Origin of the sequence: Cryobacterium sp. TMT3-29-2 (assembly GCF_004564305.1) — a bacterium.
GTDB classification, from domain to species: Bacteria; Actinomycetota; Actinomycetes; order Actinomycetales; family Microbacteriaceae; genus Cryobacterium; species Cryobacterium sinapicolor.
In genome coordinates, this window is record NZ_SOGK01000109.1 from 12,974 (window position 1) to 28,177 (window position 15,204).

Consider the following 15,204-nt stretch of genomic DNA (forward strand, 5'->3'; position numbering starts at 1 on the left):
CTCCGTCGAATTCGCACGCGCCTCCGGCACCAGAGCACCAGAGCATCAGAGCATCAGAGCATCAGAGCACCAGGGCATCAGAGCAGCAGGGCATCAGGGCAGCAGGGCATCAGGGCAGCAGAGCATCAGAGCATCAGAGCACTTGGGCACGATCGATTGAATGGAACCACAATGACGGCAATCATCCTCGACGGAGTCAAGACCGCCTCCACGGTCAAGACCGAGCTCATCGACCGGATCGCGGAGCTGCGCGCGCACGGGATCGTGCCCGGGCTCGGCACGCTCCTGGTCGGCGACGACCCGGGATCGCGCTCGTACGTCGCCGGCAAGCACCGCGACTGCGCCGAGGTCGGCATCGAATCGATCCGCGTCGACCTGCCCGCGTCGGCGACCAGCGCCGATGTGCGCGCCGCGATCAAGGACCTGAACTCCGCTCGCGAGGTGACCGGCTACATCATTCAGCTACCGCTGCCGGTCGGCCACAACGACAACGCCATGCTCGAATTGATCGACCCGTCGAAGGATGCCGACGGCCTGCACCCGACGAACCTCGGCCGCCTGGTACTCGGCATCGAGGGCGAGCTGGACTCGCCACTGCCATGCACCCCGGCCGGCATCGTCGAGCTGCTGCGCCGATACGACGTTCCGATCGTCGGCCGGCGCGTCGTCGTCGTCGGACGCGGCCTCACCGTCGGGCGCCCGCTCGGCCTGCTGTTCACCCGCAAGGGCCTGGATGCCACCGTCACCCTGACTCACTCCCGCACGGTCGACTTGCCCGGCGAGGTACGCCGCGCCGACATCGTCGTGGCGGCCGTCGGCGTGCCGCATCTGATCCAGGCCGACTGGGTCAAGCCAGGCGCCGCGGTGCTCGACGTGGGAATCACCCGCGTGACCGACCCGATCACCGGCACGGGCACTCTGACCGGTGACGTGCACCCGGATGTCGCGAACGTCGCCGGTCATCTCTCCCCGAACCCGCGCGGGGTCGGCCCGATGACCCGTGCCATGCTGCTCTGCAACGTGGTGAAGGCCGCCGAGCTGTCCCTCATCCGCTAATCCGGCACGCTCGCTCGTCGTCTCTGGTCTCTGGTCTCTGGTCTCTCGTCTCTGGTCTCTCGTCTCTCGGCGACCGGGACCCGCTAGGACCAATGATGATGCCGTCGCAGCGCACGCCGTGGGCACCGACGCACGTTAGAACTTGCGCCGCGAGCCCGAGTCCGCGCCGGGAGCCCAAGTCTGCGCCGGTGGTCGAGCCTGTCGAGACCCGTTCCGACTCAGTCCTCGGGCGGCGCCGCCACCGAGGCATGCAGGGCGGAGTGGCGCAGGTACTCCTCGGCGTTGTGGCCGAGGCCGGCCACCTCGTCATCCGTCAGGGGGCGCCGCACCTTGGCGGGAACGCCGGCGACCAGCGACCGCGGCGGCACGATTGTGCCCTCGAGCACCACGGCTCCCGCGGCGACCAGCGACCCGGAACCGATGACGGCGCCGTTCAGTACGGTGGCCATCATGCCGATCAGCGAGCCGTCCTCGACCGTGCAGCCGTGCAGCACGGCTCCGTGCCCGACGGACACATTCCGGCCGACGATCAGCGGGAAGCCGTGGTCCACGTGACAGGAGACGTTGTCCTGAAGGTTGGAGCCGGGGCCGATGCGGATGGGCTCGGCTTCGGCGCGCAGCACGGCGTTGTACCAGATGCTGGCGTGTTCGGCGAGGGTGACGTTGCCGACGAGCACGGCCCCCGGGGCGACGAAGGCGGTCTCGGCGACGACCGGTCCGGGTCGGTCGGGCAAGATGATGATGCGGGCGGCGCTGTCGGCAGTCATACGCGTCAGCCTATCGGGCGCGCCTCGCACAGGCCCTAGGCTTCCGGCATGGTGAATACCGCGCATCCGTCCGTCGATCGGGTTCGGCAGGCTCTTCGCGCCCACGGAACAGACCCGGAGATCCGCTGGTTCGACGCTGCTGCCCCAACGGCCGCCGCCGCCGCGGAGGCGCTCGGAATCGAGATCGGCGCCATCGCGAATTCGCTCGTCTTCACCCTCGACGGCGAGCCGCTGCTCGTGCTCACCTCCGGGGCGCACCGAGTCGACGCGGCCTGGCTGGGGGACAGGCTGGGCGGCACGATCGGACGCGCCTCGAAAGATGTCGTCGAGCAGGCCACCGGTCAGGTCATCGGCGGGGTCGCGCCGCTGGGGCATCCGTCGTCGCTCCGTACCCTGGTGGACGTCGCGCTCGCCGAATTCCCCGTCGTCTGGGCCGCGGCGGGACACGCGCACACCGTGTTCCCCACCACGTTCGACGAACTCGTGCGGATCACCGGCGGCGAGCCCACCGCGGTCGCGCCGTGAACGCACGCGGTGTGGGTTTTTTTGTGGCTAACTCAGGAGATACGGATGTCCCGAGTCACGTCGGCCCCGTAATCCGCGGGTACTGCCGACGGTCCGGTCAGTTTCTCCTGAGTTAGCCACTAAGCCAAGCGGAGCCAAGCCGAGCGGAGCCAAGCCGAGCGGAGCCAAGCCGAGCGGAGCCAAGCCGAGCGGAGCCAAGCCGAGCGGAGCCAAGCCGAGCGGAGCCAAGCCGAGCGGAGCTAAGCCGAGCGGAGCTAAGCCGAGCGGAGCTAAGCCGAGCGGAGCTAAGCCGAGCGGAGCGCGTAGCCCGGCGCTACTGCTGCCGGGCGGCCCCATCGGCGGCGCGCACCACGAACAGGTCCGGCACCGCGAAGCCCCGGGCCGCGAACGCGGCGGTGACCGCGGCCGTGACCGCGGGGATCAGGTCGCTCGGAGTCAGGGCGATGGCCGCGCCGCCGAAGCCGCCGCCGGTCATCCGGGCGCCGATGGACCCGGCGCCGCGCGCGGTCTCCACCGCGAGGTCGAGCTCCGGCACCGAGATCTCGAAGTCGTCCCTCATAGACAGGTGCGACGCGTCCAGGAGGGCGCCGATCGCGGTCGGTCCCTGCTCGCGCAGGGTGCGCACGGTGTCCTGCACGCGCTGATTCTCGGTGACCACGTGCCGCACCCGGCGGAACGTCTCGTCGTCGAGCACGTCGGAGGCGGGGCCGAGGTCGTCCACGGTGAGGTCGCGCAGGGAGGTGACCCCCAGCATCCGTGCACCCAGCTCACAGGAGGCCCGGCGCGAGGCGTACCCTCCGGTCGAGTGGGCATGGCTCACCCGGGTGTCGATGATCAGCAGCTCGAGTCCGGCGGCGTCGAAGCCGAGCGGGATCACCTCGGCCTCGAGGGTGCGGCAGTCCAGGAACACGGCCGAGTCGGCCTCGCCGAGCAGCGACGCTGACTGGTCCATGATGCCGGTGGGAGCCCCGACGGCCCGGTTCTCGGCCAGCTGGCCCACCCGGGCGAGCACGCGCCGGTCGAGCCCCAGATCCCAGAGGTCGTTCAGGGCAACGGCGACCGCGCTCTCGATCGCGGCGGACGACGACAGCCCGGCCCCGATCGGCACGTCCGAGTCGATGAACACGTCGAAGCCGGGGACGACGGCCAGGTCGGCGCCGAACTCGCCGAGGGCCCAGGCCACGCCGAGCGGGTAGGCCGACCAGCCCGCCAGGTTCTCCGGGGTCAGCTCGTCGAGGGACAGCTCCACGGTCTCCGTGGCGAACGAGCTCGCGACCCTCAGCAGGCGGTCGCCGCGCAGGCGGAGCCCGACGAGCGTGCGCCGGTTGATCGCGAAGGGGAACACGAAGCCGTCGTTGTAGTCGGTGTGCTCGCCGATCAGGTTGACGCGGCCGGGGGCCGACCAGAGTCCGGCCGGGGACGCGTCGAAACGGCTCGTGAAGCCATCCGTCACGGTCTGGATGAGATCGGTCATGCGCGGGCCTGCCCTTCGAGCGTGGTGCTGGGAGTGGGAACGGATGCCGCGGCGCCGGCCTGCTCGACGGCCGCGTCCGCCACGGCGGAGCGTTCGACTGCACGGCGAATGTTGTCGGCCGCCTGCTCCGGTGTGACATCGCCGATCCAGGCGCCCATGGCGGCCTCCGACCCGGCCAGGAACTTGAGCTTGTCCTCGGCCCGGCGGGGGCTGGTCACCTGCAGCATCAGCCGGATCTCGTCGCGGCGCACCGAGACCGGGGCCTGGTGCCAGGCCGCGATGTACGGAGTCGGGGTGTCGTAGAGGGCGTCGATTCCGCGCAGCAGCCGCCGGTAGAGCACGGCGAGCTCATCGCGCTCGGCCAGGCTGGTCGCGGCGAAGTCGGGAACGTGGCGGTGCGGCAGCATGTGCACTTCGATCGGCCAGCGGGCGGCGAACGGCACGAAGGCGGTCCAGTGCTCACCGGTGAGGATGACCCGGCCCCCGGCCTGTTCGCTGGCGAGGATGTCGGCGAACAGGTTCGGCCCGTACTGGTCGAGGGAGGCGATCACGCGCTGCGTGCGCGGCGTGACGTAGGGGTAGGAGTAGATCTGACCGTGCGGATGGTGCAACGTGACGCCGATGGCTTCGCCGCGGTTCTCGAACGGGAAGACCTGTTCCACGCCGGGCAGCTGGGACAGGGCATGCGTGCGCTCGGCCCAGGCCTCGATCACGGTGCGGGCGCGCACGACCGACAGGCTGGCAAAAGAGCCCTCGTTCTCCGGGCTGAAGCAGACGACCTCGCAGCGGCCGACCGAGGTGCGGATGCGGTTCAGGCCGATGGTGTTCAGGTCGTCGAGTCCTGCCGGGGCATCGGCGTCGGTGAGGAGCGGACCGAACGAGGGCGACTTGTTCTCGAACACGGCCACGTCGTAGTTGCTGGGCACCTCGGACGGGTTGCCCGGCGTCGACGGTGCGAGCGGGTCCAGGTGCGCGGGCGGCAGGAACACGCGGTTCTGGCGGGCGGCGGCGATCGAGACCCACTCGCCGCTGAGCGGGTCCTGGCGCATCCGGGCGGTGGCGGGGCGTGGGTCGAGTTCGCGCAGGTCTGCCGCGCGTTCCGGCGGCAGGGTGGTCTGCGGGTCATCGAAGTAGATGAGATCCCGACCGTCGGCGAGGGTGTGGCGGTGACGGATGATGCCGGTATCGGCTACGAAGTCTGGTGTGTTCATGGCAAAAACCACGCTATCTGATTTTCGCAGATGAAACCAGAACTTTCAGATTGAAAACTAAAGCAAACTAAGTGAAGATTATGTATGGCCACTCCTGAACGGACAGATCCGGACATCCTCCCCGCCCACCAGCGCCGGGAGCAGATCCAGCGCCTGATCGGGGAGCGCGGCTTCGTGCGGGTGAGCGAGCTGCGCGACGCGTTCGGGGTGTCCGGCGTCACGGCTCGGGCCGACCTCGATCTGCTCGAGTCCGCCGGAACGCTGCAGCGCGTGCACGGCGGGGCGGTTCCGGCGGCGCCTGCCAGTGGCCGTCCGCTGCGGGAGTCCTCCTTCGAGGAGGCGCTCGCGTCATCCGTGCTCCCTAAGCAGCAGATCGGCGCGCTCGCCGCGTCCCTCGTGACGAGCGGGCAGAGCATCATCCTCGACGTCGGCACGACCACCCTCTCCATCGCCCACGCCCTGCTGGCCCGCGCCGAGCTGACCGACGTGGTCATCATCACGAACGGGCTCAGCATCGCCCTCGCCCTCGAGCCGGCCATCCCGCGGTTCACCGTGATCGTCACGGGCGGCTCACTCCGCCCGCTGCAGCACTCGCTGGTCGAGCCGCTCGCGGCGACCGTGCTCAGCCAGGTGCACGCCGACCTCGCCTTCATCGGCTGCAACGGCGTCGAGGCCGGCCGCGGTGTCACGAACATCAACCTGCCCGAGGCCGGGATCAAGGCGCTCATGCTCGCCGCCGCGACCCGGGCGGTCGTCGTGGCCGACGCCTCCAAGCTCGGCCAGGTGCACCTCGGGCAGGTCGGTCCGCTGCGCGCGTTCCACACACTGGTGACGGATGCCGCGGCCGGCGAGGCCGTGCTGTTGCCCCTCCGCGAGGCCGGCCTGACCGTTCTGCGGCCGGAGTAGGTTGATATCATGCGCGCTGCAACGGGTTTTCAATATGAGCTGAGGTCGGTCACGCCGAGTGGGGCCGCCTTGGCGGTCATCACCGAGGTGGCCGCCGGGCTCCGACTGTATTCCGTGGACGGCATCGACCTGGTCGAGCCGTTCGCGGCCGAGTCCACCCCGCCGTGGGGGGCCGGGATCGTGCTCATGCCGTGGCCCAACCGCATCCGGGATGGTCTTTGGCAGCACGAGGGCATCGTGCAGCGGCTGGCGCTCACCGAGCCGGAACTTTCCAACGCCATCCACGGTCTCCTGCGGTATTCGTCCTATCGCCTGCTCGAGCGCAGCCCGAGCTCGGTCACCCTGGCCGCCACCGTCTTCCCTCAGGCCGGCTACCCGTTTCTGCTCGACACGACCGTGCGGTACACGCTCACGGACGACGGTCTCGAGGTCACCCACACGGTGCGGAACGTGGGCAGGGACGCGGCCCCGGTCGCGCTTGGCGCGCATCCGTACCCGAAGATCGGCGGCGTCGCGACCGAGGATCTCGTGCTCACGATCGCGGCGCACACCCACATCGATGTCGACGACCGTCAGAACCCCATCGGGGAGTCCTCCGTCGCCGGCACCCGGTTCGACCTGCGGGCGGGGCTCCGGGTGGGCGACATCGATCTCGACGACGGTTTCGGCGGGGTGGGCTCCAAGTCGGTCGAGGACCGGTCCGACGTGGCCGGCGAGCATGCCGGCGTGGCCGGCGAGCATGCCGGCGTGGCCGGAGTGGCCGCGTTGACCGCACCCGACGGCCGCAGCGTCACGATCTGGGGTGACCGGAACATCCGCAACGTGCAGGTCTTCACACCGCGCAACTTCCCCTTCGACGGGCCGGACGGTCCGTCCCTGGGGCTGGCGGTGGCGATCGAGCCCATGACAGCCCCCGCGAACGCCTTCAACTCGGGCGCGGGCCTGAGCTGGGTCGAGCCGGGGGAGTCCTGGTCTGTGCGCTGGGGCATCCGTCACTCCGGGTTCGGACTCTGACCCGGCATCACGTACCCATCACGGTCCGCTGGGCAGAGAGAAGGGGCGCCTGCCTCGCGGCCGACGCCCCGTTTCACGGCTCGCCGGCTACGAGAGGACGTCCTTGACCAGAGCCTCGTTCTCGGTGTGCGACCACAGCGAGTGCAGGTAGCCGACGAGCAGCAGCACGAAGGGCAGGGCGACCAGCACCCAGCCGATCGGGCTCAGCCCCCACGACGACACCGTGGGGTCCACGCCCTCGGCGACCGTGCCGGCCAGCAGCCCGAAGCGGCTCATCAGCAAGTACTCGCCGAGAACCAGCCCGATGGTCGCCAGCACGGGCGCGACGATGGTCTGGAACACGTTCTCGTTGCCTGCATTCCGGCGGAAGAACACGATGACCGCGATGCAGACGAGGATCTCGATCAGCACGATCGCCACCACGGCGAGGCCGCTGAACCAGTAGAACATGTTGAGCACCGGGTCGAGCCGGAAGACGGCGAAGGTCACGATGACGAGACCCGTGAGCACCGACGTGGCGAGGGAGGCGGTGCTCGGGGCGCCGCGACCGTTGACGTGGCTGAGTGGGGTGGGCAGCGCACCGCCGCGGCCGAGGGCGAACAGGTAGCGGCTGGCCGCGTTCTGGAAGGCCAGCAGCCCGGCGAACAGGCTCGAGACCACCAGGATGCCCATCACGGTGGCCATCCACGGCGCCACGTACTGGGTCGCGAGGGAGAAGAGCACCGCGGCCGGGTCGGCCAGGGGCACACCGTCGAGCGTCGACAGCTCCACGGTCTTCTCGACGACCGAGGATGCGCCCATTCCCGTGACCATGGCGAATGCCGTCAGGGCGAACAGTACCGTGATCACTCCGACCGCCAGGTAGGTGGCCCGGGGGACCACCGTCTTCGGGTCCTTGGATTCCTCGCCGTAGATCGCGGTGGCCTCGAAGCCGATGAAGGACGCGAACGCGAAGGCGAAGGCGATGCCCGCCGAGCCGGCCAGCCCGCCGGCGAGGATCGCCGCCGGGTTGAACGAGGCCCAGACGTTGAGGCCCTCCGGGCCGCCGTCGGCAAGGATGGCGACCGAGGTGACGACCAGGGCCAGGAGCTCGAGCAGCATCAGCACGCCGAGCACCTTGGCGCCGACGTCCACGCTGAGCAGCGAGAGCAGGGTGACGGTTGCCCAGGCCAGCAGTGACCAGGCCCACCAGGGCAGCAGCCCGACCTGGGAGCCGAGCAGTCCGCCGAAGAAGCCGTAGATGGCCAGCTGGATGGCCAAGTAGGCGAGGATCGAGACGAAGGCGGACGCGCTGCCGAGATGGCGGCCGAGGCCCCGGCCGATGTAGGCGAAGAAGGCTCCGGCATTGGTGACGCGCTGGCTCATCGCCGCGTAGCCGACGCTGAACAGGAGCAGGGTGATGCCCACCACGAGGTAGGCGCCCGGGGCGGCCGCGCCGTTGCCGAGAACGATTGCGACCGGAACGGCGCCGGTCATTCCGACCAGCGGTGCCGCGGCCGCGACCACGAAGAAGACGATGCCGATGACGCCCAGACGGCCCTTGTGCAGGGTGGCTGAGTCGGTCTCGGGGGTGCTGCTGGTAGTCGTCATGGGTTTACTCCTCGTTGAGTTGACGATCGGGCGGGGGAGCCGGTGAGATGACTCTCGCCGAATGCCGGGTCCGGAACTTGTCTTTCAACGAACGGAACTTGCCGGAGCGGGACGGCTCGTCGCCGCTGACGACGCTCAGCCCCGCCGGTAGGTGCTGGGCGGCTCACCGAATGCGGTGCGGAAGATGCGGCTGAAGTGCGCGGCATCCAGGAATCCCCAGCGTGCGGCCACGGTGCCCACGGAGCGGTCCCCGAGGATCGGGTCGCGAAGGTCACGCCGGCAGCGTTCGAGCCGGCGCATCCGGATCCAGCTGGAGACCGTCGTGTCGGCCTCGTGGAAGACCTTGTGCAACTGCCGGGTCGAGATGAAGTGCGCGGCGGCGATGCCGGCCGGGGAGAGATCGGGGTCGCCGAGTTCGGCTTCGATGTATTGACGGATGCTGGTGAGCAGATCCGCGTGCGTGCCGGGGGTGGTCGGATCGCGCCGGATGCTCAGTTCGTTCTCGAACATCGTGGCGATGAGGTCGACGGCGTTGTAGGCCAGGCGGTGTCCGGTGGTGCCTGACAGTGCGTCGAGATTCTCGGCCAGCTGGGCCATGAAGGGGCTGATCAGGCGGCCCAGCCCCTCGTCGCCGGCCATCCGGCGGGCGGTGAGCTGGGCGACGGAGTCCGCCGGCAGGTCGAGGGCGTCGTGCGGGAACATCAGCACCAGGGTCCGGAAGTCCTGCTCGAAGGCCAGGGTGTACGGCCGGTGCGTGTCATAGACGGCGAGGTCGCCCGGCCGCAGGGTGGCCTCCCGGTTGTCCTGGATCAGGATGCCGTGACCGGAGAGCTGGAGATTGAGCTTGAAGTAGTGCCGCTCGGAGCGCGCGATCAGCGCGGGGGTGCGCAGTACCTGGTGCCCGTTGGCGGTGACCTCGACGATGGACAGTTCGTCGAGCACCCGCGAGCGCAGGACCCCCCGGAACTCCGACGCATCGGAGCGCACCTCGAGCGGCACGAAGGAGTCCGAGACCAGGGTGCGCCATTCGACGAAACTGTTCGCCTGGGCGCGCTGCACGGGGTCGAAGGACGTGTTGGAAGGGAGGCGGACGGTCGTCATGGTCACGGGTGGCTCCTTTGCCGACGTGATCGGACACACATATTCCCAGTAACCTAGCCGAGGATCGGAGTACCTGTCACTATTTTTCCACGGTTGTCGAAAAAAGATTTTGAGGCCGTGCGGGTGCCGGAGTGTCAGACTCCCGTGCTGATCAGCCGAAGTGCCGCGTCCAGTTGGGCAACGAGCTGGTTCGGTGAATTCTCGGCCGGGGAGAGCACTGCCGTGATCTGAGCGCCCAAGACCAGGTTCATCAGCAGCCCCGCGATGTCCTCGTCCGGAGCGCTGGTGCGGAGTTCGCCTGCCGCCCGGCCTTCGCGCAACTGCGCGCAGATGGTGTCGCGCCACTCCAGCATGGCCGCGGCATGCAGCTCGGCCTTGGCGGCATCCGTCAGCGCCTTCTGCCAGAACGGGATGACGATGCGCGCCTCGCTGATCCGGATGTCGTCCAGCGGCAGGATCTCGAGGCAGAAGGCCCGGAGGGCGCCCAGTCCCGACCTGCCCACCGTGGCGTCGATCATGCGCCGACTGGTCTGGCTGAACACGTGGCTGAACGCAAAGGTCAGGAGGTCGTCCTTGGTTGGGAAGTAGGGCTTGAGGGCTCCGTTGGCGAAGCCGGCCTCGGCGGCGATGTCTCGCATGGTGGCGCCCTCGATGCCGTGCCGGGCGATGATCCGCCAGGTCGCCTCGACCAATTCGACTCGGCGCTGGTCGTGGTCGACAACTTTCGGCATGCTGCCCTCCTGCTGCATCGGGCCAAAAAAGCCCTTGCCAGCGAGCTTAGTGACCGCTTATGGTTCTACAACCATAGAAAAAAGAATCCGGATGGATGCTTTCGTCTCGCCGCCCAATAGCCCTGGAAAGGGGAACCATGACTTCCGTTTCACTCGCAGTCACCGCCGCGTACGCCCTGGCGTCGGCGGAGGAGATCCTCTCGGTGCGCGGCCTCCTGGCCGACGCCGGGCTGCTCGATGAGAGCATCCGGGTAGCCTACCTCGGTCTGCTCGACCCACCGCGCGGCGCCACGGGGGAGCCCGACCGGCGTTTCCGGGTGTTCCTGCACGACGTGTCGGGCTGCGCCGCGCCCCGGGACGTCACCGTGTCCGCCACCCGGCAGACGGTCGAGTCCGTGATCGTGCTCGACACCGCGGTGACCGGAGAGCTTCCCGTGCTCGAGGAGGAATTCGCGGCGGTCGAGGAGCTCCTCACCCACGACGAACGCTGGCTGAAGGCCCTCGCCGACCGCGGCCTCGACGTGGCCAGCGTGCGGGTGGCGCCGCTGTCCGCGGGCGTCTTCGAATACCCGGAGGAAAAGGGACGGCGCATCCTGCGCGGCCTTGCCTTCGTGCAGAATTTCCCCGAGGACAGCGCCTGGGCGCATCCCATCGACGGCCTCGTCGCGTATGTCGACATCGTCAGCAAGAGCGTCGACCAGGTGATCGACTACGGCGTCGTGCCGATCCCGGCCGAGCACGGAAACTACACCGATCCGACACTGACCGGGCCACTGCGGGAGACCCTCAAACCGATCGAGATCACCCAGCCGGAGGGCCCGAGCTTCACCGTGACCGGCGGCAACCACGTCGAATGGGAGAAGTGGAGCCTGGATGTGGGCTTCGATGTGCGCGAGGGCGTCGTGCTGCACAACATCGGCTTCGACGACAACGGAGCCCGTCGATCCATCATCAACCGGGCGTCGATCGCGGAGATGGTCGTTCCCTACGGCGACCCCGCACCCGTGCGGTCCTGGCAGAACTACTTCGACACCGGCGAGTACCTGGTCGGACAGTACGCCAACTCGCTCGAGCTCGGCTGCGACTGCCTCGGCGAGATCACCTACCTGAGCCCGGTCATCACGGACGGGTTCGGCAACCCGCGCACGATCACGAACGGCATCTGCATGCACGAGGAGGACTGGAGCATCCTCGCCAAGCACAGCGACCTCTGGTCGGGCATCGAATACACCCGCCGCAACCGCCGTCTCGTGATCTCCTTCTTCACGACCGTTGGCAACTACGACTACGGCTTCTACTGGTACCTCTACCTCGACGGCACGATCGAGTTCGAGGCCAAGGCGACCGGCGTCGTGTTCACCAGCGCCTTCCCCGGCAAGGGCTACCCGTATGCCTCGGAACTGGCCCCGGGCCTGGGCGCGCCGTTCCACCAGCACCTGTTCAGCGCCCGCTTGGACATGGCGCTCGACGGCAACACCAACCGGGTCCAGGAGGAGGAAGCCGTACGCGTCCCGATGGGGCCCGGCAACGAGCGTGGGAACGCCTTCACGCGCCGGCGCACGCTCCTCGCCCGGGAATCCGAGGGGGTGCGCGAGGCCGACATGCGCAGCGGGCGCACCTGGCTCGTCTCCAACCCGAACGTGCTCAACCGGCTCGGTGAACCGGTCGGGTACAAGCTGTACCCCGAGGGGCAGCCGACCCTGTTGGCCGACGAGAACTCGTCCGTGGCCAGGCGGGCGACCTTCGCGACCAAGGACCTGTGGGTGACCCGCTACGCCGAGGACGAGCGCTACCCGACCGGTGACTTCGTCAACCAGCACGCGGGCGGTGCCGGCCTGCCGGCGTACATCGAAGCCGACCGCGACATCGACGGCCAGGACATCGTGCTCTGGCACACGTTCGGCCTCACCCACTATCCGCGCATTGAGGACTGGCCGATCATGCCCGTGGACACCGCCGGTTTCAAGCTGAAGCCCGATGGCTTCTTCGATCGCAGCCCGGTACTCGATGTGCCGGCGTCGACGCCCGCCCCGGAGGGCCACTGCCACTGCTGAGAGAGCGCTGACGGCCCCCAACCGTGCATCTGTTCCCCAGACGGACAACTGTTGCCGCACCGCCGGCAACAGTTGTCCGCCTGGGCGACACCTGTCGCAGTTTCCCTCCCCGGCCCCGATCGGGCAGTCTGGGAGGATGGCCGAGAAGCTGAGGCAGAACCTGACCGAGACCGTTCCCCGCGGAGCACGGGCCGGAGCACGGGCCCGAGCACGGGCCGCAGCCGGCGCCCGGCCGCCGCTGAGCCCGCAGGACGCCGTGCGCCTGACGGCCCTGATTCGCATGAAACGGCTCGCGATCGGACTGCTGCTCCTGATGGCGGTGGTGTTCGCGACCTCGTTCGCCCTGCAGGAGACCTACCCGTGGCTGCAATATGTACGCGCAGCGGCCGAGGGCGGCATGGTCGGCGCCATCGCCGACTGGTTCGCCGTGACGGCCCTGTTCCGCTACCCGCTCGGCCTGCGCATCCCGCACACGAACATCATCGCCGGCCGCAAGGACGAGATCGGTGCCAGCCTGGGCGAGTTCGTCGAAACGAACTTCCTCTCCGAGACGGTCATCCGCGGCAAGCTGGAGTCGCTGGGGGCGTCCCGGAGGCTCGGCGCCTGGCTCTCCGAGGAGGAGAAAGCGCGCCGGCTCACCGACGAGGTCGCGGTGGCGGGCGCCGGGCTGCTCAATCTGCTCAGCGACGACGCGATCAAGGACCTGATCGAGACCGTGGCGCGCGAGAACCTGTTGACGCCGGAGTGGGGCCCGCCGATCGGGCGCGTCGGGGCGCGGCTGGTCGAGTCCGGGCAGCAGCACGCTGCCGTCGATCTGCTGATCGAACGGGCCGAGGGCTGGCTGCTGGTGCATCCGGAGGCCTTCGGGCGGGCCGTGTCCCAGCGGCTGCCGGGCTGGCTGCCCGGCTTCGTCGACAAGCTGGTCGACGACAAGGCGCACCGGGAGGTGCTCGCCTTCGTGGCGAACGTGAGGGCCGATGCCGCACACCCGCTCCGCCTGGCGATCGACCGCTACCTGATCGAGCTGACCGAAGACCTGCAGCACGAGCCGGCGATGATCGAGCGGGTGGAGGCGCTCAAGCTGGAACTGCTCGACAGCGCCCGGCTGCGCGAATTCGCGAGCGAGACCTGGGAGGCGGTCAAGGTGTCCCTGGCGGCGGCGCTGAGCGATCCGTCGAGCGGGCTGCGCACGGGCATCCGCTCGTCCGTCATGGAGGTCGGCGGGCGGCTTTCCACCGACCCGGCCCTCGGCGCCCGCATCGACCGGTGGCTGGCGGACAGCGCGAGCTACGTCGTGCGCCGGTACCGGCACGAGATCGCCGGGGTGATCACCGAAACCGTCGGGCGGTGGGATGCGGCCGAGACGGCCGAGAAGATCGAGCTGCAGATCGGCAAGGACCTCCAGTTCATCCGCATCAACGGCACCGTGGTGGGTGCGCTGGCCGGCCTGGTCATCTTCGCGCTCGCCCAGGCGGTCGTGGCCCTGCTGTAGACCGCCGCCCGACGTCCCGCACCCTGCCCTACCGGTCCGCGCCCCGGAAGGGGGATACTGGGCATCTGGTCCTGGGATACACCCTGGTGTCTGAGCAACACAGGGGCGTCAGTGCGGGAACTCATACGGTGGGCGCTGGCTCCGGGCACGCGCACCTGGGCCGCCGCGTCCGAGCGCGGTTTCGGTGACGTCTTCATGCCCACGGATGCCCCGCAAGCGCACTCCGCCGGCGTCGAATCCGACCGCATCCTCATCCTCGGTTCGGGGCTGGCTGTCGGCCGCGGCGTGGTAAGCCACAACCTGGCCCTTCCCGGTTCGACGCGATCGTGCTGGTCCTGGGGGTGAACGAGGCCGTGAACCTGGTCTCCACCCGTGCCTGGCGGCGAGATCTGGCGAACCTGCTCACTTTCCTTTCGGCCGCAGCATCCTGCAGCACCTGCATCATCGTGGCGGGCATCCAACCCATCCGGTCCATCCCGGTGTTCGACTCCCGGGTCGGAAACCTGGCAGACAAGCACGGCCGGCTCTTGAATCGGGTGACGATGCGGCTCGTCGCCGACGGCGGCGACCGGGTCGCCTTCGTGCCGTCCAGCGCGGCGCCGACGCCGCCACCGGGCCGGTACCGGTCCACGGAATCGTACGCGTACTGGGCCGACGTCCTGGCGTCCCGGATGGGGCCCCTCCTGGGCGCCGACCGAATCGCGACCTCTGACGCCGAACCGGCGCCCTCCGCCGACCGGGCGACGGTGGCGGAGGCGCGGCGCCAGCTCGCGGTCGACGAGCTCGGGATCGTGGACCCCCGCCCGAGGAGCGTTTCGACCGCATCACGGCACTGGCGCGAACCCTGTTCGGCACCCAATCGGCGGCACGCACCGTGATCGACCACGATCGTCAGTGGCACAAGGCTCGCATCTGCGTGGCCGATGCCGAGTTGCCGCGGTCAAGTTCGTTCTGTGCGGTCACCATCCCGCACACGTCGGCGACGGTGATCCCGGACACCCTCCTCGACGAACGATTTCGCAGCAACCCGCTCGTGGTGGGCGAGCCGAAGATCAGGTTCTACGCCGGATTCCCGCTCGAATCGCGGTCGGGGGAGTTCATCGGCGCTCCCTGCGTGTTCGATACTGAGCCGAGGTCGGCGGAGACAGTCGACTTGGTGCTGCTGCGCGAGCTGGCGCTGATGGCGCAGCGAGAGCTCGCGATCCCCTTCGCCGTCGAGTAGCGTTCGCCGCCGCGCAACGGTCGCGCCGCGCGACGGCGGCGCCGCGCAACGGCGGCGCCGC

General features: G+C 69.1%; 15 protein-coding genes and 1 pseudogene. 9 read left to right on the plus strand and 7 right to left on the minus strand.

The genetic code is table 11. The features are described 5' to 3' along the window. Nucleotides 1-171 precede the first annotated feature (171 nt). Complete coding sequence (locus E3O67_RS12365) at nt 172-1,056, plus strand: bifunctional methylenetetrahydrofolate dehydrogenase/methenyltetrahydrofolate cyclohydrolase (RefSeq protein WP_134428233.1); 885 nt, start codon at nt 172-174, stop codon at nt 1,054-1,056. Between the two features lie 218 nt (nt 1,057-1,274). Here E3O67_RS12365 and E3O67_RS12370 read toward each other — a convergent pair whose 3' ends face one another. Further along, nucleotides 1,275-1,823, minus strand: a complete 549-nt coding sequence (locus E3O67_RS12370) for a gamma carbonic anhydrase family protein (RefSeq protein WP_134428235.1) — start codon at nt 1,821-1,823, stop codon at nt 1,275-1,277. A 48-nt stretch (nt 1,824-1,871) separates the two neighbouring features. On the opposite strand from E3O67_RS12370, the gene E3O67_RS12375 reads away from it, so the two are divergent. Beyond that, entirely contained in the window at nt 1,872-2,348 is a 477-nt protein-coding gene (locus tag E3O67_RS12375; RefSeq protein ID WP_134428237.1) for a YbaK/EbsC family protein, read from the plus strand. Between the two features lie 112 nt (nt 2,349-2,460). On the opposite strand, the pseudogene E3O67_RS17850 reads toward E3O67_RS12375, so the two are convergent. The 3 genes and pseudogenes from E3O67_RS17850 to galT form a co-directional block, all read right to left on the minus strand. Continuing rightward, nucleotides 2,461-2,634: pseudogene (locus E3O67_RS17850) on the minus strand (hypothetical protein); the annotation flags it as partial. A gap of 27 nt (nt 2,635-2,661) precedes the next feature. Then, nucleotides 2,662-3,822: a galactokinase gene (gene galK, locus E3O67_RS12385; protein ID WP_134428239.1), complete on the minus strand. Its 1,161-nt coding sequence runs from the start codon at nt 3,820-3,822 to the stop codon at nt 2,662-2,664. Further along, entirely contained in the window at nt 3,819-5,033 is a 1,215-nt protein-coding gene (galT, locus tag E3O67_RS12390; RefSeq protein ID WP_134428241.1) for a galactose-1-phosphate uridylyltransferase, read from the minus strand. The genes galK and galT overlap by 4 nt, the downstream gene beginning before the upstream one ends. 84 nt (nt 5,034-5,117) lie before the next feature. On the opposite strand from galT, the gene E3O67_RS12395 reads away from it, so the two are divergent. Both E3O67_RS12395 and E3O67_RS12400 read left to right on the plus strand, forming a co-directional pair. Continuing rightward, entirely contained in the window at nt 5,118-5,939 is an 822-nt protein-coding gene (locus E3O67_RS12395; protein ID WP_134428243.1) for a DeoR/GlpR family DNA-binding transcription regulator, read from the plus strand. Nucleotides 5,940-5,948: 9 nt separating this feature from the next. Continuing rightward, nucleotides 5,949-6,953, plus strand: a complete 1,005-nt coding sequence (locus tag E3O67_RS12400; protein ID WP_134428245.1) for an aldose 1-epimerase family protein — start codon at nt 5,949-5,951, stop codon at nt 6,951-6,953. Between the two features lie 87 nt (nt 6,954-7,040). On the opposite strand, the gene E3O67_RS12405 is transcribed toward E3O67_RS12400, so the two are convergent. The 3 genes from E3O67_RS12405 to E3O67_RS12415 all read right to left on the minus strand — a co-directional run bounded on the left by E3O67_RS12405 (nt 7,041) and on the right by E3O67_RS12415 (nt 10,375). Continuing rightward, on the minus strand, nt 7,041-8,543 hold the full coding sequence (locus E3O67_RS12405) for an APC family permease (RefSeq protein ID WP_134428247.1): 1,503 nt from the start codon (nt 8,541-8,543) through the stop codon (nt 7,041-7,043). Nucleotides 8,544-8,678: 135 nt separating this feature from the next. Further along, on the minus strand, nt 8,679-9,644 hold the full coding sequence (locus E3O67_RS12410; protein ID WP_134428380.1) for a helix-turn-helix domain-containing protein: 966 nt from the start codon (nt 9,642-9,644) through the stop codon (nt 8,679-8,681). A gap of 134 nt (nt 9,645-9,778) precedes the next feature. Next, the gene (locus E3O67_RS12415) at nt 9,779-10,375 is read right to left on the minus strand and encodes a TetR/AcrR family transcriptional regulator (protein WP_134428249.1); all 597 of its coding nucleotides are present in this window, start codon (nt 10,373-10,375) and stop codon (nt 9,779-9,781) included. 137 nt (nt 10,376-10,512) lie between these two features. Between E3O67_RS12415 and E3O67_RS12420 the strand changes: the two genes are divergently transcribed. The 5 genes from E3O67_RS12420 to E3O67_RS12440 all read left to right on the plus strand — a co-directional run bounded on the left by E3O67_RS12420 (nt 10,513) and on the right by E3O67_RS12440 (nt 15,143). Continuing rightward, a complete protein-coding gene (locus tag E3O67_RS12420) occupies nt 10,513-12,429 on the plus strand; it encodes a primary-amine oxidase (protein WP_135102827.1) in 1,917 nt (638 codons plus the stop codon). A gap of 136 nt (nt 12,430-12,565) precedes the next feature. Further along, a complete protein-coding gene (locus E3O67_RS12425) occupies nt 12,566-13,921 on the plus strand; it encodes a DUF445 domain-containing protein (protein WP_135102828.1) in 1,356 nt (451 codons plus the stop codon). A gap of 111 nt (nt 13,922-14,032) precedes the next feature. Beyond that, the gene (locus tag E3O67_RS12430) at nt 14,033-14,266 is read left to right on the plus strand and encodes a hypothetical protein (RefSeq protein ID WP_134428255.1); all 234 of its coding nucleotides are present in this window, start codon (nt 14,033-14,035) and stop codon (nt 14,264-14,266) included. Then, a complete protein-coding gene (locus E3O67_RS12435; protein ID WP_134428257.1) occupies nt 14,248-14,799 on the plus strand; it encodes a hypothetical protein in 552 nt (183 codons plus the stop codon). Before E3O67_RS12430 ends, E3O67_RS12435 begins: the two co-directional genes overlap by 19 nt. Beyond that, nucleotides 14,766-15,143 (plus strand): GAF domain-containing protein, encoded by a 378-nt coding sequence (locus E3O67_RS12440; protein WP_241979163.1) that lies wholly within the window; start codon nt 14,766-14,768, stop codon nt 15,141-15,143. Before E3O67_RS12435 ends, E3O67_RS12440 begins: the two co-directional genes overlap by 34 nt. The last annotated feature ends 61 nt before the right edge of the window (nt 15,144-15,204 follow it).